This window comes from Sphingobium sp. RSMS, from assembly GCF_005406185.4.
In the GTDB taxonomy this organism is placed as follows: Bacteria; Pseudomonadota; Alphaproteobacteria; order Sphingomonadales; family Sphingomonadaceae; genus Sphingobium; species Sphingobium fuliginis.
The window spans coordinates 3,217,371-3,237,055 of the sequence record NZ_CM191257.1; the positions used below are offsets into that span (position 1 = coordinate 3,217,371).

At 66.0% G+C, this 19,685-nt stretch carries 20 protein-coding genes and 1 tRNA gene; 10 read left to right on the plus strand and 11 right to left on the minus strand.

The window, feature by feature from the left end; genetic code table 11:
* Window positions 1–114 precede the first annotated feature (114 nt).
* Window positions 115–1,893 (plus strand): SLC13 family permease, encoded by a 1,779-nt coding sequence (locus EGM87_RS15670; protein ID WP_048577891.1) that lies wholly within the window; start codon window positions 115–117, stop codon window positions 1,891–1,893.
* Window positions 1,894–2,003: 110 nt separating this feature from the next.
* Entirely contained in the window at window positions 2,004–2,792 is a 789-nt protein-coding gene (locus tag EGM87_RS15675; RefSeq protein WP_137709617.1) for a PhzF family phenazine biosynthesis protein, read from the plus strand.
* 75 nt (window positions 2,793–2,867) lie between these two features.
* Here the strand turns inward: EGM87_RS15675 and EGM87_RS15680 are convergent, their stop codons facing one another.
* Window positions 2,868–3,989, minus strand: coding sequence for a serine hydrolase domain-containing protein (locus EGM87_RS15680; RefSeq protein ID WP_025551871.1), 1,122 nt, complete (start codon window positions 3,987–3,989; stop codon window positions 2,868–2,870).
* 38 nt (window positions 3,990–4,027) lie between these two features.
* Between EGM87_RS15680 and EGM87_RS15685 the strand changes: the two genes are divergently transcribed.
* From EGM87_RS15685 to EGM87_RS15700, 4 genes are all read left to right on the plus strand, one after another.
* The gene (locus EGM87_RS15685) at window positions 4,028–4,342 is read left to right on the plus strand and encodes a hypothetical protein (RefSeq protein ID WP_025551869.1); all 315 of its coding nucleotides are present in this window, start codon (window positions 4,028–4,030) and stop codon (window positions 4,340–4,342) included.
* Window positions 4,343–4,426: 84 nt separating this feature from the next.
* Window positions 4,427–6,199: a DNA helicase RecQ gene (recQ, locus tag EGM87_RS15690; RefSeq protein ID WP_137709616.1), complete on the plus strand. Its 1,773-nt coding sequence runs from the start codon at window positions 4,427–4,429 to the stop codon at window positions 6,197–6,199.
* Between the two features lie 107 nt (window positions 6,200–6,306).
* Window positions 6,307–6,735, plus strand: a complete 429-nt coding sequence (locus tag EGM87_RS15695; protein WP_025551865.1) for a protein tyrosine phosphatase family protein — start codon at window positions 6,307–6,309, stop codon at window positions 6,733–6,735.
* The gene (locus tag EGM87_RS15700; RefSeq protein ID WP_137709615.1) at window positions 6,735–7,919 is read left to right on the plus strand and encodes a BaiN/RdsA family NAD(P)/FAD-dependent oxidoreductase; all 1,185 of its coding nucleotides are present in this window, start codon (window positions 6,735–6,737) and stop codon (window positions 7,917–7,919) included. The genes EGM87_RS15695 and EGM87_RS15700 overlap by 1 nt, the downstream gene beginning before the upstream one ends.
* Before the next feature lie 359 nt (window positions 7,920–8,278).
* On the opposite strand, the gene EGM87_RS15705 is transcribed toward EGM87_RS15700, so the two are convergent.
* The 3 genes from EGM87_RS15705 to EGM87_RS15715 form a co-directional block, all read right to left on the minus strand.
* Window positions 8,279–8,533: a hypothetical protein gene (locus EGM87_RS15705; RefSeq protein WP_048577896.1), complete on the minus strand. Its 255-nt coding sequence runs from the start codon at window positions 8,531–8,533 to the stop codon at window positions 8,279–8,281.
* 172 nt (window positions 8,534–8,705) lie between these two features.
* Window positions 8,706–9,689 carry a CDF family Co(II)/Ni(II) efflux transporter DmeF gene (gene dmeF / locus EGM87_RS15710; protein WP_137709614.1) on the minus strand — a complete coding sequence of 328 codons (984 nt, stop codon included), beginning with the start codon at window positions 9,687–9,689 and terminating at the stop codon, window positions 8,706–8,708.
* Window positions 9,686–9,958 (minus strand): metal/formaldehyde-sensitive transcriptional repressor, encoded by a 273-nt coding sequence (locus EGM87_RS15715; protein ID WP_025552137.1) that lies wholly within the window; start codon window positions 9,956–9,958, stop codon window positions 9,686–9,688. The genes dmeF and EGM87_RS15715 overlap by 4 nt, the downstream gene beginning before the upstream one ends.
* Before the next feature lie 75 nt (window positions 9,959–10,033).
* Here EGM87_RS15715 and crtY point away from each other — a divergent pair, with 75 nt between their 5' ends.
* The 4 genes from crtY to EGM87_RS15735 all read left to right on the plus strand — a co-directional run bounded on the left by crtY (window position 10,034) and on the right by EGM87_RS15735 (window position 14,593).
* Complete coding sequence (gene crtY, locus EGM87_RS15720) at window positions 10,034–11,194, plus strand: lycopene beta-cyclase CrtY (RefSeq protein WP_137709613.1); 1,161 nt, start codon at window positions 10,034–10,036, stop codon at window positions 11,192–11,194.
* A gap of 13 nt (window positions 11,195–11,207) precedes the next feature.
* Window positions 11,208–12,689, plus strand: a complete 1,482-nt coding sequence (locus EGM87_RS15725) for a phytoene desaturase (RefSeq protein WP_137709612.1) — start codon at window positions 11,208–11,210, stop codon at window positions 12,687–12,689.
* 14 nt (window positions 12,690–12,703) lie between these two features.
* On the plus strand, window positions 12,704–13,285 hold the full coding sequence (locus EGM87_RS15730) for an LOG family protein (RefSeq protein WP_025552142.1): 582 nt from the start codon (window positions 12,704–12,706) through the stop codon (window positions 13,283–13,285).
* 354 nt (window positions 13,286–13,639) lie between these two features.
* Window positions 13,640–14,593 (plus strand): phytoene/squalene synthase family protein, encoded by a 954-nt coding sequence (locus tag EGM87_RS15735; protein WP_137709611.1) that lies wholly within the window; start codon window positions 13,640–13,642, stop codon window positions 14,591–14,593.
* A 101-nt stretch (window positions 14,594–14,694) separates the two neighbouring features.
* Here EGM87_RS15735 and EGM87_RS15740 read toward each other — a convergent pair whose 3' ends face one another.
* From EGM87_RS15740 to EGM87_RS15770, 7 genes are all read right to left on the minus strand, one after another.
* Window positions 14,695–16,038 carry an ammonium transporter gene (locus tag EGM87_RS15740; RefSeq protein WP_061939579.1) on the minus strand — a complete coding sequence of 448 codons (1,344 nt, stop codon included), beginning with the start codon at window positions 16,036–16,038 and terminating at the stop codon, window positions 14,695–14,697.
* Window positions 16,039–16,049: 11 nt separating this feature from the next.
* Window positions 16,050–16,388, minus strand: a complete 339-nt coding sequence (locus EGM87_RS15745) for a P-II family nitrogen regulator (RefSeq protein ID WP_013847864.1) — start codon at window positions 16,386–16,388, stop codon at window positions 16,050–16,052.
* 273 nt (window positions 16,389–16,661) lie between these two features.
* Window positions 16,662–17,237, minus strand: coding sequence for a DUF924 family protein (locus tag EGM87_RS15750; protein WP_025549955.1), 576 nt, complete (start codon window positions 17,235–17,237; stop codon window positions 16,662–16,664).
* A gap of 55 nt (window positions 17,238–17,292) precedes the next feature.
* Window positions 17,293–18,735 carry a metalloprotease TldD gene (tldD, locus tag EGM87_RS15755; protein ID WP_137709610.1) on the minus strand — a complete coding sequence of 481 codons (1,443 nt, stop codon included), beginning with the start codon at window positions 18,733–18,735 and terminating at the stop codon, window positions 17,293–17,295.
* 305 nt (window positions 18,736–19,040) lie between these two features.
* Window positions 19,041–19,268, minus strand: a complete 228-nt coding sequence (locus tag EGM87_RS15760) for a zinc-finger domain-containing protein (RefSeq protein WP_137709609.1) — start codon at window positions 19,266–19,268, stop codon at window positions 19,041–19,043.
* Window positions 19,269–19,323: 55 nt separating this feature from the next.
* Window positions 19,324–19,497 carry a hypothetical protein gene (locus EGM87_RS15765; RefSeq protein ID WP_165363344.1) on the minus strand — a complete coding sequence of 58 codons (174 nt, stop codon included), beginning with the start codon at window positions 19,495–19,497 and terminating at the stop codon, window positions 19,324–19,326.
* Between the two features lie 88 nt (window positions 19,498–19,585).
* Window positions 19,586–19,661, minus strand: a tRNA-Val gene (locus tag EGM87_RS15770).
* Window positions 19,662–19,685 lie beyond the last annotated feature (24 nt).

Below are 19,685 nucleotides of genomic sequence, written 5' to 3' on the forward strand. Positions count from 1 at the left end.
TGGATTGACGGTCAAAACGTCCCCTTCAGCCGCGAACACGGGCCAGCCATGCAACCATGGCTGGCCCATTTCGTTCAGGCAGGACGCGAAAACGCGATCCGGGGCACAAGACGCATGCATTTCATCACCGCGCTGATCGGCATCTATCGCGCGGAAATCGGACTTCTCATCCTCGCCCTGATGTTCGTCGCCTTCGTGCGCGAACGCTATTCGCCCACGGTCGTCTCCGTGGTCGGGGCGTGCGCCTTCGCGGTGCTGGGCCTGCTGGACGAAAAGGACCTGTTCTCCGTCTTCTCCAACAGTGCGCCGCTGACGGTGGGCGCGATGTTCGTGCTTTCCGGCGCGCTGATCCGCACGGGGACGATCAATCGCGTTGCCGATCTGGTCATGGCCCGCGCCCAGCGCCACCCGCGTCTGGCGCTGGCCGAAGTCACGCTCGGCACGGTCATCCTCTCGGCCTTCCTCAACAACACGCCCGTGGTGGTGCTGCTGATCCCGATCATGTTCAAGCTGGCGCAGGCGACCGGCTATCCGGTGAAGAAGCTGCTGATCCCGATGAACGCCGTTGCCGTGATGGGCGGTTGCGTGACGCTGATCGGCACATCGACCAACCTGATCGTCGCGGGCATCGCCGCCGATCAGGGCATGGCGCCCTTCGGCATATTCGACATCACGCCCTATGGGCTGGCGGGGGTCTTGGCCGGCGTCGCCGCGCTGGCCGGCCTGTCCTTCCTGCTTCCCGGCGATCCGCCCTCCATCGCGGGGGAGGATGGCGGCAATGTGCAGGATTATCTGACCGAACTCACCCTGTCGCGCGACAGCGACCTCATCGGCCGCACGGTCGGCTCCCTGTCGATCATCGGCCGCTCCGCCAGCCTGCTCGGCCTCAAGAGGGCGGGGGAGATACGGCGCCGGGGGATAGAGGAAGAGGAACTGCACGCCGGCGACCGCCTGCTGGTCCATGCCGACGGCGCGACGATCATGACCCTGCGCGAATCCGGCGATTTCGAAATCGGGCTGGCCGCGGCGTCGGAGACTCCGGGCAGCGGCACCGTCATCGAAGCGATGATCGCGCCCAGCCATCCGTCCATCGGGGAACGGCTGATCGACATTCCCTTCCTGCACGCGCTGCGGGTGCGGATCATCGGCATCCACCGGGCGCGTCACCTGCCGGGGCCGGACCTCAGCGAAACCCGCGTGCGCGGCGCCGACCGCCTGCTGATCGCGGGCAGCGACGACAGCATCCGTTCGCTCAAGGACAATGCCCATCTGATCGGCGTCGACATCAGCCGCGCCCGCGCCTTCCGCCCGCGAAAGGCATGGATCGCCATTCTTGCCCTGACGGCGGTGGTGCTGCTCTCGGCCGTCGATCTCATCGGCATCGGCCTTGCCGCCTTCATCGCCGTGGGCGTGATCCTCGTCACCCGCTGCATCGACCCGGAGGAAGCCTGGGCCGCCATCGACGGCGACGTGCTGATCCTGATCTTCGCCATGCTCGCGGTCGGGCTGGCGCTCGAACAGGCGGGCAGCGTCGCGCTGATGGTCGGCTGGATCGAGCCGCTGCTCGCCGCCGCTCCGGCATGGACGCTGGTGTTCCTCATCTATTTCTTCGCGCTTCTGCTGTCCGAACTGCTCAGCAACAATGCGGTTGCGGCGCTGCTCACGCCGCTCACCATCGCGCTCGCCCATCAACTCGGCGCCGATCCGCGTCCGCTGGTGATCGCGCTGATGATCGGCGCGTCGGCCTGCTTCGCCACGCCGATCGGTTATCAGACCAACGCCCTCGTCCATGCGGCGGGCGACTATCGCTTTTCCGATTTCGTGCGCATCGGGATTCCGCTCAACCTGATCGTCGGGCTGGCGGTCTGCACCACGCTCACCCTCCTGGCTTGAGGAGCGGGCCGGGCCTGAGGAGCCGGGCCACGCCAAGCCATTTTCGGCGGACCGGCCCTGTCCCCGCACCGAACGCATCGTCATGATGGCCCGAAACCAAAGGATTGCCCGTGACCAGCCTGCCCATCATTCAGGTCGACGCCTTCGCCGACGCTCCCTTCACCGGCAATCCGGCCGCGGTCATGCCGCTTGGCCGATGGCTGGACGATGCGACGCTTCAGGCGATAGCGGCGGAAAATAATCTGTCCGAAACCGCCTTCACCGTGCCCACGCCCGACGATCCGGAGGCGGACTATGCGCTGCGCTGGTTCACGCCCGCCGTGGAGGTCAAGCTCTGCGGCCACGCCACGCTGGCGAGCGGCCATGTGCTGATGGGCGGGCGTACCGCCGTCCGCTTCCGCACGCGGGAAGCGGGCATCCTGACCGTGTCGCGGGACCGCGACGGCTATGGCCTCTCGCTCCCGGCCTGGCCGACCGCGCCCAGCCCGCTGCCGGAGCTGGCGGCGGCGATGGGCGGGGACGTCCTCGAAACCCAGTGGCGCGAGGGCGGCTTCGCGATCTTCGTCTATCGCGATGCCGCCGCGATCCATGCGCTGGAACCGGACTTCGCGACGCTGAAGAAGGCGGGCCCCCTGCTGCTCATCGCCACCGCACCCGGCGAGGACAGCGACATGGTGAGCCGCGTCTTCGTTCCCGGCGCGGGCATAGACGAAGACCCGGTGACCGGCTCCGCCCATTGCCTGCTCATGCCCTATTGGGCGAAGCGGCTCGACAAGATCAGGCTGACGGCATTTCAGGCATCGCAGCGCGGCGGGCGCTTAACGTGCCGGCTTTCAGGCGACCGGGTGATCCTGACGGGCGCCTGCCGCACGGTGATCGAAGGCAATTTCCTGCTTTGAGAGGTGGCGATGGCTGAGGCCGTCCGGCCAATTCCAGCCAACCGGCGACCCTGCGCAAAGAAAATAAAGGTCAGTTCACCGCGAATAAAGCCCGACGAGCTTCGCCAGCCCCGTCTTCAGCGCATCGCGCTCCGCCTTCGTGGGCGACATGCCCAGCCGCACGACCGTCAGGCGCTGCGAAGGCGAAACCAGTATATATTGCCCGCCATGCCCGACGCAGCCGAACAGGCTGCGCGGCGCCTGCCCCGGCATCAGCGCGCTGTCCTCGCTGTCCCGGTTCAGCCACAGATGCGCGCCATAGGCGGCATTGCGGGGCGAGGGCGCGCGCATATAGTCGATCCACTTTTCCGGCACGATCTGATGCCCCGCCACGCCGCGCCCGTGATTGCGCAGCAATTCCCCGAAGCGGGCATAATCCCGCGCCGTCATATGCATGAAGCTGCCGCCGATCATCGTCCCGGCCGCATCATATTCCACCGCGAGGCTGTCGAGGCGCGCCGGAATCTTCAGCCGCCCGTCGATGAACATCTGCATCGCCCGCCGCCGCACGTCGGGATCGGTGCTGTTGGTCAGCATCCGCGCCATCAGGTCGGCCAGGATGACGCTGTTGCCGGTCGAATAGGAAAAGGCGGTCCCAGGCGCATGGGCAAGCGGCTTGGCCTCCGCAAAGGCGCCCATGTCCTGCGCTCCGTCGGTGAACAGCATCCTTATCGTGTCGGCCTCCGCCAGCGGTTCCCTGTCCTCGACATGATCCAGGCCCGACGTCATGGCCAGCAACTGCCGCAGGGTGATGCGCCCTCGCGGATCGCCCGGCTGCCCCCAGGCCGCGACCGGCACCGGCGAATCGAGCGCCAGCCGCCCGTCCGACACCATCAGCCCGATCAGCACCGCCGTCACGCTCTTGGCCGTGGACCAGGACGGCAGCTTCGTCCGCGGCCCATAGCCCGGCGCGTAGCGCTCCGCCACGATCTCGCCATCGTGCATGACGACCAGCGCCCGGGTCTCGCCCACCGCATCCTCGAACAAAGGATCGATGGCCGCGCGCAGGGCGGCGGCGTCCGCGTCCGAATCGCCTGCGACATGGTAGACCGGCTCCGGCCCGGCGGCGCGCACCGTCCACAACCCGGCCACGGCCAGAATCGCCAAAATCCCGCCCGGCATGCCAAGGCGCTTTACGCTGTTCCGCTCAAGCCTCATAAGCCGCGGCCTTAGCATGGAGCGCGGGAAAGGGGAGCATGTCCGGTCGCCGGAAATGGATTTATGGGGTTTTGGCGGTGGCCCTGCTGCCGCTGGCGCTGCTGGCGTGGAACTGGAGCGCCCTTCGCGCCCATGCCCAGGTCGGCGCGGGCTTCGGCGCGCGCGTCACCTGCTCCTGCCGCTATGTGGAAGGCCGGTCGATGGAAAGCTGTCATGGCGACAAGGAACCCGGCATGTGGGCCGTGTCGCTGAAGGACATGCCCGAATCGCAATCGGTCAACGCGGCGGTTCCGCTGCTCGCTTCGCGCACGGCGCGCTATCGCAAGGGCTGGGGCTGTCTGCTGGAGCCTTGAGCTTCCATGGTCATCCCGGCTTTCGCTGGGATGACCATGTGGGAAGCTGGCCCCAATCCCCTCAAAGCGCTACAGCCCCTTCCCATGCGTCCCGACATCCCGACCCTCCTCCACGATGTTTTCGGCTTTCCCGGTTTCAGGGGCGTGCAGGAACAGGTGGTCAGCCGCATCATGGAGGGGCAGGCGACGCTGGCGATCATGCCGACCGGCGCGGGCAAGTCGCTCTGCTACCAGCTTCCCGCCGTCGCGCTCGAAGGCTGCTGCGTCGTCATATCGCCGCTGATCGCGTTGATGCACGACCAGCTTCGCGCCGCGCAGGCGGTCGGCATCCGTGCCGCCAGCCTCACCAGCGTCGACGCCGACTGGCGCGAGACGCAGGACCGGCTGCGCAATGGCGATCTCGACCTGCTCTATGTCGCGCCCGAACGCGCCAGCGGGGAGGGGTTCCGCAACCTCCTGCGCGCCGCGAAGATCGCCCTCTTCGCGATAGACGAAGCCCATTGCGTCTCCGAATGGGGCCATGATTTCCGCCCGGACTATCGCCTGCTGCGCCCGCTGCTCGATGAATTTCCGGACGTTCCCCGTCTCGCGCTGACCGCGACCGCCGACCACCACACCCGCGACGACATCCTCGTCCAGCTTGGCATTCCCCGCGAAGGCCTGATCATCGCGGGCTTCGACCGTCCGAACATCCGCTACGCCGTCCATCCCCGCGATGGCCTGCCCCGCCAGCTTTCCGACCTGATCGCCGGCCAGACCGGCCCCGGCATCGTCTACGCCCCCACCCGTGCCGCGACCGAGAAGCTGGCCGAAACCCTCAGCAAGACCGGCCGCCCGACCCGCGCCTATCATGCCGGGCTCGACCCGCAGGTCCGCGCCGCCAACCAGGCCGCCTTCATCGCCAGCGAGGATATGGTGATGGTCGCGACCATCGCCTTCGGCATGGGCATCGACAAGCCCGACGTCCGCTTCGTCGCCCATGCGGCGCTGCCCAAGTCGATCGAGGGCTATTATCAGGAATCGGGCCGCGCAGGCCGCGACGGAGAACCCGCCGAAGCGCATCTTTTCTGGGGCGCCGACGATTTCGCCCGCGCCCGGCAGCGCATCGGCGAGCTCGATCCCCTGCGCCAGCAGGGCAAGCGCGCCCGCATCACGGCGCTGGGCGGGCTGGTCGAAACCGGCACCTGCCGCCGCGCCATATTGCTCCGCCATTTCGGGGAAAATCCCCCGCCGGGCTGCGGCAATTGCGACAATTGCCTCAATCCCCCGCCCAGCATCGACGCGACCCAGACCGCGCGCAAATTCCTGTCCGCCGTCTACCGCACCGGCCAGAGCTTCGGCGTCGGCCATATCGAGCAGGTGCTGACCGGCGCCGTCACCGACAAGATTCGCGAGCGCGGCCATGACAGGATTTCGGTCTACGGCATTGTCGACGGCGAAGAGACGGCGCTGCTGCGCCCTGTTTCCCGCGCCCTGCTGGTGCGCGACGCGCTCCAGACCAACGAGCATGGCGGGCTGGAATTCGGCCCCAATGCCCGCCCGATCCTGCGCGGCGAGGAAGAGGTCAGCCTGGTCCTCCCGCCCCGCAAGGAACGCCGCCGCAAGAGCGCCCGCAACGGCAGCGCGGAAAATCCGGTGGGCGATCCGCTGTTCGACGCCCTGCGCGCCTGCCGCCGCGCACTGGCGCAGGAGGCGGGCGTGCCGCCCTATGTGATCTTCCACGATTCGACCCTGCGTGAAATGGCGGAGCAGCGTCCGACGAGCCTCACGGAACTCGGCCACATCAGCGGCGTGGGACAGCGCAAGCTCGACGCCTATGGCGACGCCTTCCTCGCGGCGATCCGCCCTTATCTTTAGAACGGAAGAATTGACCTGCTCCTGCGAAGGAGCATGCTGCTCTGTGGCCTACCCTCTTGAATCCCGCCGCCCACAAGCGCAAGGAGACCCGAAAAGGAGTCCCGCCCATGTTCCGCCAGCTCACCAAAAGCCTCTACGTCTCCCCGCAGATCAGCGTCGATCAGGTGGCGGAAGCCAAGGCGCTGGGCGTGACGGTGATCATCAACAACCGCCCCGACGACGAGGAGCCGGGCCAGACGAACGGCGCGGAGATCGAGGCCGCAGCCAGGGCCGCCGGCATCGCCTATGCCGCCGTCCCCGTGGCCCATGGCGGCTTCGCGCCCTGGCAGCTCGACGGCATGGCCGCCGCGCTGGAGCAGGCGGGCGAGGGCAAGATACTTGCCTATTGCCGCTCCGGCACGCGCAGCACCTTGCTCTGGGCGCTGACCCGCGCCCGCGCGGGCGACCATCCGGCGGCGCTGACCGAGCAGGCCGCCTCCGCGGGCTATGACGTCACGCCCGTCCGCCAGATCATGGACGCGCTCGCCGCCGGTTGATGGCTTCCCCAGCGGAAACCTATGACGCCATCGTCCTGGGCGCTGGCGGCGCCGGCCTGATGTGCGCGGCCATGGCGGGCCAGCGGGGCAGGCGCGTCCTCGTCATCGACCATGCCGATCAGGCAGGGAAGAAAATCCTGATTTCCGGCGGCGGCCGCTGCAACTTCACCAATATCCACACCGCGCCCGACCGCTACCTGTCCGCCAACCCTCATTTCGCCAAATCGGCGCTGGGCCGCTACACGCCGCAGGATTTCCTCGGGCTTGTCGAACGCCACGGCATCGCCTGGCACGAAAAGACGCTGGGCCAGCTCTTCTGCGACCAGAGCGCGCGCCAAATCGTCGCCATGCTGCTGGCCGAATGCGAGGCGGGCGGCGTCACCATCCGGCTCGACCACGCCATCGCCGCCGTCACCCATGCCGATGGCCGGTACTGCGTCACCCATGGCGACAGGACCGCCACGGCCCCGGCGCTGGTCATCGCCACCGGCGGCCCCTCCATCCCCAAGATCGGCGCAACCGCCCTTGCCTATGACCTCGCCCGCCAGTTCGGGCTCAAGGTGGTGGAACCCCGACCGGCGCTGGTGCCCCTGACCCTCGGCAGCGAAGAGCTGCTCTTCCGCTCGCTCTCCGGCGTCTCGACCGAGGTCATCGCACGCCATGGCAAGACCGCCTTCCGCGAAGCCGCGCTGCTCACCCACCGGGGCCTGTCCGGCCCGGCGATCCTGCAGATTTCATCCTATTGGCGGCATGGCGACGCCATCGCTCTCGACCTCCTGCCCGACCAGCCGCAAGGCTGGCTGACGGAGGCGAAGCGCGGCAGGCCGCGCGCCACGCTGATGCAATGCCTGCGCGGCCACCTGCCCGACCGTCTGGCCGACGCCCTGGCGGAGCGGCTGGCGCTTCCCGGCGACCTGGGCAACGTCCCGGATCGCAAGCTGCAGGACGCCGAACGCCGCCTGTCGGCCTGGCCCTTCACGCCCAATGGCACCGAAGGCTTCGCCAAGGCGGAGGTCACAATCGGCGGCATTTCGACCGCGGGATTGTCCTCGCAAACGATGGAGGCGCGCCACCTCCCCGGTCTCTATGCCATTGGCGAAGCGGTCGACGTCACCGGCTGGCTGGGCGGCTATAATTTCCAATGGGCCTGGGCGAGCGGCTGGGTAGCGGCCCAATATCTCTAGAGCGCGCTGCGTTAAATCAGGCGCAGGCCGCGCGCTCTAAGCTTTTGTTGTCGCATCGTTTAAGCGCAAAACCGGTTCCCACCTTTGCGCACGATGCTCTTAAAAAAGAAGCCCCGGCGCAAGGGAACGCCGGGGCCACAAAGAGGGATGTCCCGGCGGGAGGGGGGAGAAGGCCGGGACAAGAGGGAAATAGGAAGAGCTATTTCAGTTTCAAGATGCTACGGAGAATTTTCTTGGGGCTGGTGCGCCTACTTCGCGCCTCGCGATGGCTGATAGGGAACAGTCGCCATTCAAAACCCCCATCATCAGGATGGAGCCAGCGCCTGCATCCCCGCCTTGGCTTCAACATCGACCGAGCGTCAGGATATCTCCCTATGCATTTCCGCTGGAGCCGACCCGAATGCCATCAGAGCCGCATTGATCATCTGCCGGTGGGCGTCGCTTCCCCTGACCACATCCCGCCAATCCTGCCCGGTCATCGATCCATGACTGTCCTGCCAGATTTTGGAGGCGACCGAGTCCACTTCATCGGCGGTGGGCCTTCGCTGTTCAGCGAAACATTCCATCAAGAGGGCGTGAAAAACCTTTCCCGCAAACGGCTTTGCAACCGGCATAAGGCCTCCTCTCCGACGGTATTTTATAGATTTCCGTAAGGGAAATTGAATGGCCGCCCGAGTCGAGTCAAGCCGTGCCGATCTGCCATCGTGGTGAATTTCCGCCTTAACCCGGCGGTTTTGCTGCTCTAACTCTTAAGGATTATCTCTTCGGTAAGGGAGTCTGCGACGGTTATCCGCACTCCACCGTCACATGCTCCATGCGCGGCAGGGCGCGGACCTGGCGGCGCACGGCGGCGACATCGGCGCCGGGAGCCAGGCTGACGATCGCGGCATGGGCATGCGGCCCGATGCGCCAGACATGCAGGTCGCGGATGGTCGCCCCTTCCGCCTCGGCCAGCGCCTTGATCCGCGCCATCAGAGCCGGTTCGGCCGTGTCGAGCAGGATCGCGGCGGTATCCTTCATCAGCCCCCAGGCCCAGCGCGCGATCACCACCGCGCCCAGCAGGCCGACGGCGGGGTCCAGCCACCACCAGCCCATATAGCGCCCCGCCAGCAACGCCATGATCGCCAGCACCGACGTCAGCGCGTCGGTCAGCACATGCACATAGGCGGCGCGCAGATTATTGTCGGCATGGCCATGCCTGTGATCATGATCATGCCCGTGATCATGGCTATGGTCGTGTCCCAGCAGCAGAGCGCTGATCAGGTTGATGACCAGGCCGATCACCGCGACCAGCGTCGCTTCGCCAAAGGCCACCTTCACCGGTTCGAAGAAGCGCATCACGGACTCGACGGCGATGAACAGGGCGGTGAAGGCCAGGATCAGCGCGGATGCGAAGCCGGACAGGTCGCCCACCTTGCCTGTCCCGAACGTATAGCGCGGGTTGCGCGCATGCCGCCGGGCATAGCCATAGGCGGCGGCCGCCACCGCCAGCGCGCCGGCATGGGTCGCCATGTGGAAGCCGTCGGCCAGCAGCGCCATCGACCCGGTCAGCCAGCCGAAGACGATCTCGACCACCATGGTCGCCGCCGTCAGCCACACCACCCAGATCGTCTTGCGGGCATTCTCGTCATGTCCGCGCGTCAGGTAGATATGGTCGAAATAATGGCTTTCCTCGCCATCATCCCCATTGGCCACCGGAATGCCATGCACATGATCATGGTCCTCAGGATGATGGTGGCCGCCATGGCCATGGTCGTCGTGCATGCTCATTTCCCGTAGCGCCGGATTAGCGCCAGCATTTCCTCCGCCGCAGCCTCTCGCGCTGCGTCGCTGATGCCCGGCCGGGCGACATGTTCGCGCATATGCTGCTCGATCAATTCTTCCATCAGGCTGCCGACCGCACCCCGCACGGAGGCAACGAGTTGCAGCGTTTCCGAACAACCCGCGTCGCCCGACAATTGCCGCTCGACGGCGCCGATCTGCCCGGCGATGCGCCGCACCCGCGCCAACAGCTTGTCCCGATCCGCCACGATATGCATAGGGTACCCCCCTATACTATGCCGGTCTGAAAATCAATCCGTGCATTTCCCCGCGCAGCCCCTAACAAGGGTGCGATGGCGACCATGACCGATTGCGACGTGGCGATAGTGGGCGGCGGCCTTGCCGGCTGTCTGACCGCGCTCGCCCTCGCGGCGCGCCACCCGCATGTCTCCCTGCGCCTGCTGGAAAGCGGCGACAGGCTGGGCGGCAATCATATCTGGTCCTTCTTCGACAGCGACGTTGACGCCGGGGACCGCTGGTTGGTCGAGCCCCTGATCGCCCATCGCTGGCCGGAGGGTTATGAGGTCCGCTTCCCCGGCCACTGCCGCCAACTTGCCGTGCCTTATAACAGCATCACCTCGGCGCGCCTCGACGCCCATGTCCGGGAGCGGCTGGGCGATGCCGTGCTGACCGGCGCGCAGGCCACCGGGCTGACGCCCACCAGCGTCACCCTGTCCGACGGCCGCGTCGTCCGCGCCAAGGCCGTGCTCGACGCCAGAGGGGGCGGCGATCTTTCCACCCTGCGGTGCGGCTGGCAGAAATTCGTCGGCCAGACCCTGCGCCTGCATGCCCCGCACGGCCTTTCCCGCCCGGTCGTCATGGACGCCACGGTCGAGCAGATGGACGGCTATCGCTTCGTCTATCTGCTGCCCTGGGACGAACGGACCGTCTTCGTCGAGGACACCTATTATAGCGACACGCCGGACCTGGACGCGCCTACGCTCAACGCCAGGATCGCCGCCTACGCACAGGCGCAGGGCTGGCGGGTCGAGGGGGTCGTTCATAGCGAAAGCGGCGTCCTTCCGGTCGTCCACGGCGGCGATTTCGACCGCTTCTGGCCGCAGGACGATCCGGTCGCGCGGCTGGGGGCAAGGGCGGCGCTATTCCAGCCCATGACCGGCTATTCCCTGCCCGATGCGGTGCGCTTCGCGCTGCGCCTGGCGAATGAATGGCCGGTGGAGGGGCAACTGCTCGCCCAGGCCACGCGCGGTTGGGCGCGGGACCATTGGCGGCAGGGCGCTTATTACCGGTTGCTCGGCCGCATGCTGTTCGGCGCGGCCAGACCAGACCAGCGCTGGCGCATCTTCGAACGTTTCTATCGGCTTGATCCCTCCCTTATCGGCCGCTTCTATGCGGGCCGCTCGACGCTCGGGGATCGCATCCGCATCTTGTGCGGGCGGCCCCCCGTGCCCATAAGGGACGCCATGCGCGCCCTGTTGAGCCCTCCCGCCTGATGAACCGGACCCGATGAACCGGAAAGCGATCGTCATCGGCGCGGGCTTCGGCGGCCTTGCGCTGGCCATCCGCCTGCAATCCGCCGGAATCGACACCACGCTGGTCGAGGCGCGCGACCGGCCGGGGGGCCGCGCTTATATGTGGGAAAAGGACGGCTTCGTCTTCGACGCCGGGCCGACCGTCATCACCGATCCCGATTGCCTGGGCGAGTTGTGGCGCCTTTCGGGCCACGACATGGCGGAGGATGTCAGCCTCGTCCCCGTCTCCCCCTTCTACCGGCTCAACTGGCGCGACGGCACGAATTTCGACTATTCCAACGACGAAACCGCCCTCCGCGCCCAGATCGCCCGACTCAATCCGGAGGATGTCGCGGGCTATGAAAGCTTCCTCGACTATGCCGACGGCGTTTATCAGGAGGGGTATCGCAAGCTCGGCTCGGTCGCCTTCCTCGACTTCGCCTCCATGGTCCGCGCCGCGCCCGCGCTGATGAAGCATCAGGCGTGGCGCTCCGTCTATTCCGTGGTTTCCTCCTATGTGAAGGATGAGAAGCTGCGGCAGGCGCTCTCCTTCCACACGCTGCTGGTCGGGGGCAATCCGATGCAGACCAGCTCGATCTACGCCCTGATCCACAAGCTGGAGAAGGATGGCGGCGTCTGGTTCGCCAAGGGCGGCACCAACCGCCTCGTCCAGGCGATGGCCACGCATTTCGAGCGGCTGGGCGGCACGCTGCGCCTCGCCGATCCGGTGGTGCAGATCGAAACCTATGGCGACCGCGCCGTCGCCGTGCGCACCGTTTCGGGCTGGCGGGGGGAGGCGGATGCCGTCGCCTCCAACGCCGACCTGATGCACAGCTATCGCGACCTGATCGGCCATCATCCCAGGGGCGAGAAACAGGCGGCGAAGCTTGCCCGCAAGCGCTGGTCGCCCAGCCTGTTCGTGCTGCATTTCGGCATCCGGGGAAGCTGGCCGGGCATCCCGCACCATATGATCCTGTTCGGCCCGCGCTATGAAGGGCTGCTGACCGACATCTATGATTATGGCGTGCTGCCGCAGGATTTTTCGCTCTATCTGCACCATCCGACCGTCACCGACCCCAGCATGGCGCCGGAGGGCCATTCGACCTTCTACGCGCTTGCCCCGGTGCCGCATCTGGGCAAGCTGCCTATCGATTGGGACCGTTTCGCGCCGGCCTATGCGGAACGTATCCTAGACGAGATCCAGCATCGCCTGATTCCCGACATCCGCTCGCGCATTGTGACGCGGTTCCATTATGCGCCGCCAGACTTTCGTCGCGACCTGTCGGCGCATCTGGGCAGCGCATTCAGCCTGGAGCCGCTGTTGACCCAGAGCGCCTGGTTCCGCGCGCATAATCGCGACGACGTCATTCCCAACCTCTATCTGGTAGGGGCGGGCACGCATCCGGGGGCGGGCATTCCCGGCGTGGTCGGCAGCGCCAAGGCGACGGCCGCATTGATGCTGGAAGACCTGGCCTGACACATGAAGGATTTATGAAGAGACTGGCTGTCTATTGCGGCTCGGCCACCCCGGCCGATCCCGCCTATGTCGAATCCGCCCGCCATGTCGGACGCATCCTAGCCGAACGGGGCATCGGCGTCGTCTATGGCGGTGGCCGGCTGGGACTGATGGGCGCGGTGGCCGATGCGGCGCTGGAAGCGGGTGGGGAGGTGATCGGCGTCATCCCCGAAGCGCTGGTCGGGGCCGAAGTCGCCCATCGCGGCTGCACGGAACTGCACGTCGTCCAGACCATGCACCAGCGCAAGCAGCTTTTCACCGACCTGTCCGACGGCTTCGTGACCTTGCCGGGCGGCGTCGGCACGATGGATGAATTGTGGGAAGCGATCAGTTGGGCGCAGCTCGGCTATCACCGCAAGCCGGTCGGCCTGCTCAATGTCGCGGGCTTCTATGACCAACTCATCGCCTTCAACCAGCATATGGTGGAGGCGGGCTTCATCCGCGCGCAGCACGCCAATATCCTGATCCATGCCAACGCGATCGAGGCATTGCTCGACAGGATGGCGGCCTATCAGCCACATGAAACCATCTTCGCGATGAAGGCGGATCGGCTGTGATCCCATAGCAGGACCCGTTCCGAGAAACGGGAAGCGCTGAGCCACGCTGCGGACAAGTTCGGAATGCCGGGAAATGGCCAATCCAAGACATTCCCCTCCCGTAAACGGGAGGGGTTAGGGGTGGGCGCGAGCGTAGCGAGCTTCCAGCTTAGCCGTTGAAAATTCACGCTGATGTCGCGCCAGCCCACCCCCTAGCCCCCTCCCGCAGGCGGGAGGGGGAATGTCCGCAATCCACCCAAATCACCCAATCCGGCGAGTCTTGAATTTGTCCACGCCGGATAGCCGTTTCTCAACTTCGCTCGAAATGAACGGAGGTCGGGTGACTTTGGCGCCTGCGCAGGGCATGTCCTGACCATGTCCTCCGAATTTCCTGACCGCCCCTCCCTCATCGCCCAGGCTCGCGACAGCATCGCCAGGGGTTCCAAATCCTTCGCGCTCGCTTCCAGACTCTTCGACCGTTCCACCCGCGAACGGGCATGGCTGCTCTACGCCTGGTGCCGCAAATGCGACGACATCGCGGACGGGCAGGACCATGGCGGCACGATGCGCGGCGTCGCGGACGGTCAGGCGCGCCTCTCCACCATCCGCGTGCTGACCGGTTCGGCGCTTCAGGGCGAACCCACCGGCGACCCGGCCTTCGACGGCTTCGGCCTCGTCATGCGCGAATGCGCGATTCCGGAGCGCTACGCCCATGACCTGATCGAAGGCTTCGCTCTCGACGCACGCGAATGGCGCCCCCGCAGCGAGGCGGACATGCTGCGCTACTGCTACCATGTGGCAGGCACGGTCGGCTGCATGATGGCGATCCTGATGGGCGTCGATCCCGGCGACGAAGCCACGCTCGACCGCGCCTGCGACCTGGGCCTTGCCTTCCAGCTTGCCAATATCGCCCGCGACATCAGCGAGGATGAGGCCGCCGACCGCTGCTACCTGCCGGAGGAATGGCTGGTCGAAATGGACATCCCGCCGGGCGAGCATATGAAGCCCTGGGTCCGCCCGCGCCTCGCCATCCTTGCCCGTCGCATGGCCGGCATGGCCGCCGCCTATGAGGAAAGCGCCCGCCACGGCACCGGCGCCCTGCCGCCGCGATCCGCCTGGGCGGTCCTCGCCGCCGCCGGCATCTATGGCGACATCGCCCGAGAAGTGGCGCGCCGGGGCGACCATGCCTGGGACCATCGCGTCACAACGCCGAAAGGCGACAAGCTCCGCTGGGTCCTTCGCGCGGGCCTTCAGGTGCCGGGCCGCGCCCGCCGCTGGCCCGCCGGAACATCGCGGCCGGACATGCTCTGGACCCGCCCCCGGAGCTGACAAAAAAAGGGACCGATACTTGCGCATCGGTCCCAAGGCATGTTCGCAGGAGGAACAAGGTGGGGCGGGCGGGCCGTCCTTACCGGCCCGCCCTGCCAAACTTACGGGTTGTAGGCGCGCTCGCCATGTTCGCCGAGGTCGAGGCCTTCCAGTTCGACCTCCTTGCTGACGCGCAGGCCAGTGACCGCCTTGGCGATGAAGATGGCGATGGCGGTGCCGATCGACGCCCAGACGATGGTGGTCAGGACCGCTTCGATCTGGACGATCAGCTTGGCGCCCATGTCATAGTCCGCAGCGCCCGGGCCGCCCAGCGAGGGCGAGTAGACGATGGCGGTGCCGATGGCGCCGATCATGCCGCCAATGCCGTGGATGCCGAAGGCGTCCAGCGAGTCGTCATAGCCGAGCTTCGGCTTGAGGACGGTGACGGCATAGAAGCAGACGATCGAAGCGACGGCGCCCAGGACGATCGCGCCGAAGGGTCCGGAATTGCCGGCGGCCGGGGTGACGGCGACCAGACCGGCGATGATGCCCGAACAGAAGCCCAGGGCCGAACCCTTGTGGCCGTTGACGCGCTCGGCAAGCATCCAGAACAGACCGGCCGAGGCGGTGGCGACGAAGGTGTTGATCATCGCGAGAGCGGCCGAGCCATTGGCTTCCAGCGCCGAACCGGCGTTGAAGCCGAACCAGCCGACCCACAGCAGGCCGGTGCCGACACCGGTCAGCGTCAGGCTGTGCGGCGGCATCGGTTCCTTGGGGAAGCCCACGCGCTTGCCCAGAATGAGGCAGGCGACCAGCGCCGAGACGCCGGCGTTGATGTGGACCACGGTGCCGCCCGCGAAGTCCAGCGCGCCAGCCTTGAAGAACAGGCCGCTCGCTGCCCAGACCATGTGCGCGATCGGGAAGTAGACGATGGTCAGCCACACGATGGCGAACACCATCACGGCCGAGAATTTGATGCGCTCGACCACCGAACCCAGCACCAGCGCCACGGTGATCGCGGCAAAGGTCATCTGGAAGCTGACGAACACATATTCGGGGATTTCGACGCCTGCGGTGAAGGTCGCCGCCTGCGATGCGGGCGTGATGCCCTTCAGGAAGGCCTTGTCGAAGGTCGAGATGAAGTTGCTGAGGCCGCTGGTGTAATCCGGGCCGAACGCCATGGAATAGCCGTAGATCACCCAGATCAGCATGGCGAGGCAGGCCACGGCGCCGATCTGCGTCATGACCGACAGCATGTTCTTGGTGCGGACCAGGCCGCCATAGAACAGCGCCAGGCCGGGCAGGATCATCGCCAGCACCAGGACCGTGGAGGTCATCATCCAGGCCGTATCGCCCTTGTCGACGGTGGCCGCGGGCGCGGCGGCCTGTGCCCAGGCGGGCATCGCGGCGAACAGCGACAGGCCCATGGCCCCCGCGACGCCGCTAAGCTTCTTGGAAAAGGTCATTAATTCCCCCCTTACAGAGCGGTTTCGCCGGTTTCGCCGGTGCGGATGCGCACTGCCTGCTCGACATCGAGAACGAAGATCTTGCCATCGCCGATGGCGCCGGAATTGGCGGCGGCCTGGGTGGCTTCCACGACGCGCGGCGCGAGGTCGTCGTCGCAGACCACCTCGATCTTGATCTTCGGAACCATGTTGGTCGAATATTCGGCGCCGCGATAGATTTCGGTCTGCCCCTTCTGGCGGCCGAAGCCCTTCACTTCGCTCACCGTCATGCCGGCGATGCCGAGCGAGGAAAGTGCCTCGCGGACATCGTCAAGCTTGAACGGCTTGATGATAGCCATGACAAGTTTCATGTCGCCCCCTGTTACTGGTGTGCGACAAACCACTCAGCAAGAGGCGTGCCAATTCGTAAAAGGCGGGTTAATGCGGGCTTTTGATGCGGTGCGTCAAAACAGGGCGCTGAAAAAATGGGCAGCGCCAGGACGATGCTTAAAAATTAGGCACCGTTGCCCATGATCAGGCCCCCCAATTGGGATGGAGCCATCAGCCCAGTCGTAACGAAGTCATCCCCAACGTCATGCTGAAACAGTCCAGCATGACGGAGTGGGGAAAGCCTTACCAAGCCTTCACCAACTCCCACCTTCCTTCGCCGCTTCTTCCTCGCCCGGTCTGTTCGCGCGACCCAGCGTCGCATTACGATGCGGAAAGCGGCCGAAGCGTTCAATCATCTCATAATGCTCCCGCGCAAAGGCCAGCGACTTCTCGTCGCCCGCTCCCTCGAACAGGCTCAGCGAAAGTTTCTGGTCGTCCAGCGCTTCGCTGTGCTGGAAGGGCATGTAGAAGAACAGACGCCCCGCCCCGCCGATCTGGATGTCATAGCCATGGGCAACCGCACCGCGCGCCACTTCCCTGGCAAGAGGATCGGTCGAAAACGCCGCCGCCGATCCCCTGAACATGTTGCGCGGCAACTGGTCGAACAGCAACACCGCGGCCAGCGCGTCATCGGCCCGCTCCAGAAACTCTTCGGCGGGCAAATGGCGCTTTTCCTCCCATAATGCGCGGAAGCGCGCCTGACAGGCCCGGTCCAGCGCCGGATCATGGCTCCACCACCCCTGTTCCCCGATCCGGTTGAACCAGAAATCCAGCAGGGCAGCCGCCCAATCGGCGGTCACCGCATCATGGCTGTCGGTCAGCATGTTCATGAAAGAGATAAAGACGCACTCTTACGCTGGTTCCTCCGCCCGTGGCGTTGGTGCCTCAGGTCGCCGTGCCGCCCACGGTCAGGCCCTCCATCAGCAGGGTGGGCTGGCCCACGCCCGCCGGCACGCTCTGTCCGGCCTTGCCGCACATGCCGATGCCTTCGTCCAGCGCCCAGTCATGGCCGATGCCGATCACCTTGGTCAGCGCCGTCGGCCCGTCACCGATCAGCGTCGCGCCCTTGATCGGCTCGCCCAGCCTGCCATTCTCGACCTTATAGGCCTCGGTGCAGGAGAAGACGAACTTGCCCGACACGATGTCGACCTGCCCGCCGCCGAAGCTCTTTGCGAAAATGCCCGACTTCATCCGGCTCAGCAGCTCTTCCGGATCGTCCTGTCCGCCTTTGATGAAGGTGTTGGTCATGCGCGGCATCGGCGCATGGGCATAGCTTTCGCGGCGGCCGTTGCCGGTGGGTTCGACGCCCATCAGCCGGGCGTTCAGCCGGTCCTGCATATAGCCCTTGAGGATGCCGTCCTCGATCAGCACATTTTCGTTTGTCGGCGTGCCCTCGTCATCGATGGAGAGCGAACCGCGCCGGCTCATGATCGATCCGTCGTCGACCACCGTGACTCCCGGCGCGGCGACCCGCTGGCCCACGCGGCCGGAAAAGGCGCTGGTGCCCTTGCGGTTGAAGTCGCCCTCCAGGCCGTGCCCAATGGCTTCATGCACCAGCACACCCGGCCAGCCCGGTCCCAGCAGCACGGTCATCTCGCCCGCGGGCGCGGCCACGGAACGCAGGTTGACCCGCGCCTGCGCCAGCGCCTCGTCAATGGCGCGGTTCCAGATGGCGGGTTCCATCACCTCATCGTAGAGATAGCGCCCGCCAATGCCGAACACGCCCGTCTCCCGGCGGCCATTCTCCTCCAGGATGACGGAGACGTTGAGCCGCACCAGCGGGCGGATGTCGGTCGCGGTAAAGCCGTCGGCGCGCACGATCTCGACCACCGACCAGCTTCCCGCCAGGCTCACCGACACCTGCGCGACGCGCGGATCGCGGGCGCGGGCGGCGGCGTCGATGGCGGCGCAGAGCGTCACCTTCTCGGCAAAGGGCACGATCTCCAGCGGATTGACGTCGGTATAGAGATGGCGGTTGGTGTGCTGCGGCGGCGGCGCGGGCTGCCCCTTGGCCGGATCGAGCAGCGTCAGCGTCTCGGCCGCCCGGCGGATCGCGGCTTCGCTGATGTCATTGGCATGGGCGAAACCGGTCATCTCGCCCGACACGCCGCGCAGGCCGAAGCCCGCATCGGTCGAATAATCGGCGGTCTTCAGCCGCCCGTCATCGAATCCGAAGCTCTCGCTCGCCCGATATTGCAGGTAGAGTTCGCCATCGTCGCAGCCTTTCAGCGCCTCCGCGGTCAGGCGGCGCGCGCCGTCGGGATCGAGGAGGCCGGGCCGGTAGAGCAGGCCGCGGGCGTCGGTGAACTGGGGAGCAGCTTCGGTCATGCCGTCCGATATAGGGGCGGCAGAGGCTAGAGCCAATCGACATTCAGCCCTGACGGCCTGCAAATGACGCTTTTCCGTGCTTCCGGTGCTCACCTACTTTGAGTAGGCTGCGCGCCGGGTCACGGAAAACCATCATTTTCGGCTCGTTATCTTCTGAATGTCGATTGGCTCTAAGCCCAATTAAAAAGGGATTTCCGTCATCCCCGCGAGGCGGGGATCCATCTCCCCCACTCGCGTCAGGCGGAACGTGCAGGAGATGGATTCCCGCCTTCGCGGGAATGACGATTTGAATGGGATTGCCGTACTTAAAGGCTGGCGCCCGAAGGAATATCCGGCAGCCCGGCGATTTCCGGCGTATCCGCAATGCTGCCGGCCAGCACGAAGCGGCGGTCGCAATAGCCGCAGTCGATATAGCCATGCTCATCGATCTCAAGAAAGACGCGCGGATGGCCGAGCGCGGCGGGAATGTCGCCCGAACCGTCGCAGGAGACGCGGGACTTGGTGACTCGGATGATTTCAGGCGGCTGGATCATGGCCGCACCGATTAGCAGCGCTGGCGCTGCGCCGCAATATCCGTGGAGGCGGGGCTTACATCAGCAGCAATGGCGGCTTCTTTTTCGGGCAGGGCTTCTCCACGCCCAGGTCCACCGCCTTGGCCGGCGCTTCCCAATCCAGGCAATCGCGGGCGGCCGCCAGCGAAACCGGCGAAAACATCAGCAGGAAGGGGGCCACCGTTCCAGCGAGAAGAAGCGTGAGAGACATGATGCAAGTGCCTCACAAAAGCGTTCCGTTGCCGGAACCTTACGCCATTCCCCCGGCCGCGGGAACAGCTTTCTCGAAGAAGGGGGCATGGTGGGCGATGACGGGCTCGAACCGCCGACATTCTCGGTGTAAACGAGACGCTCTACCAACTGAGCTAATCGCCCGATGCCTGTCCTGATGCCAAGCGT

Coding starts and splice junctions, on each gene's coding strand:
- EGM87_RS15670 (WP_048577891.1), top strand. CDS start 115: ATGCATTTCATCACCGCGCTGATCGGCATCTATCGCGCGGAAATCGGA.
- EGM87_RS15680 (WP_025551871.1), bottom strand. CDS start 3,989: ATGAGGCTTGAGCGGAACAGCGTAAAGCGCCTTGGCATGCCGGGCGGG.
- EGM87_RS15685 (WP_025551869.1), top strand. CDS start 4,028: ATGTCCGGTCGCCGGAAATGGATTTATGGGGTTTTGGCGGTGGCCCTG.
- recQ (WP_137709616.1), top strand. CDS start 4,427: ATGCGTCCCGACATCCCGACCCTCCTCCACGATGTTTTCGGCTTTCCC.
- EGM87_RS15695 (WP_025551865.1), top strand. CDS start 6,307: ATGTTCCGCCAGCTCACCAAAAGCCTCTACGTCTCCCCGCAGATCAGC.
- EGM87_RS15700 (WP_137709615.1), top strand. CDS start 6,735: ATGGCTTCCCCAGCGGAAACCTATGACGCCATCGTCCTGGGCGCTGGC.
- EGM87_RS15705 (WP_048577896.1), bottom strand. CDS start 8,533: ATGCCGGTTGCAAAGCCGTTTGCGGGAAAGGTTTTTCACGCCCTCTTG.
- dmeF (WP_137709614.1), bottom strand. CDS start 9,689: ATGAGCATGCACGACGACCATGGCCATGGCGGCCACCATCATCCTGAG.
- EGM87_RS15715 (WP_025552137.1), bottom strand. CDS start 9,958: ATGCATATCGTGGCGGATCGGGACAAGCTGTTGGCGCGGGTGCGGCGC.
- crtY (WP_137709613.1), top strand. CDS start 10,034: ATGGCGACCATGACCGATTGCGACGTGGCGATAGTGGGCGGCGGCCTT.
- EGM87_RS15725 (WP_137709612.1), top strand. CDS start 11,208: ATGAACCGGAAAGCGATCGTCATCGGCGCGGGCTTCGGCGGCCTTGCG.
- EGM87_RS15730 (WP_025552142.1), top strand. CDS start 12,704: ATGAAGAGACTGGCTGTCTATTGCGGCTCGGCCACCCCGGCCGATCCC.
- EGM87_RS15735 (WP_137709611.1), top strand. CDS start 13,640: ATGTCCTCCGAATTTCCTGACCGCCCCTCCCTCATCGCCCAGGCTCGC.
- EGM87_RS15740 (WP_061939579.1), bottom strand. CDS start 16,038: ATGACCTTTTCCAAGAAGCTTAGCGGCGTCGCGGGGGCCATGGGCCTG.
- EGM87_RS15745 (WP_013847864.1), bottom strand. CDS start 16,388: ATGAAACTTGTCATGGCTATCATCAAGCCGTTCAAGCTTGACGATGTC.
- EGM87_RS15750 (WP_025549955.1), bottom strand. CDS start 17,237: ATGAACATGCTGACCGACAGCCATGATGCGGTGACCGCCGATTGGGCG.
- tldD (WP_137709610.1), bottom strand. CDS start 18,735: ATGACCGAAGCTGCTCCCCAGTTCACCGACGCCCGCGGCCTGCTCTAC.
- EGM87_RS15760 (WP_137709609.1), bottom strand. CDS start 19,268: ATGATCCAGCCGCCTGAAATCATCCGAGTCACCAAGTCCCGCGTCTCC.
- EGM87_RS15765 (WP_165363344.1), bottom strand. CDS start 19,497: ATGTCTCTCACGCTTCTTCTCGCTGGAACGGTGGCCCCCTTCCTGCTG.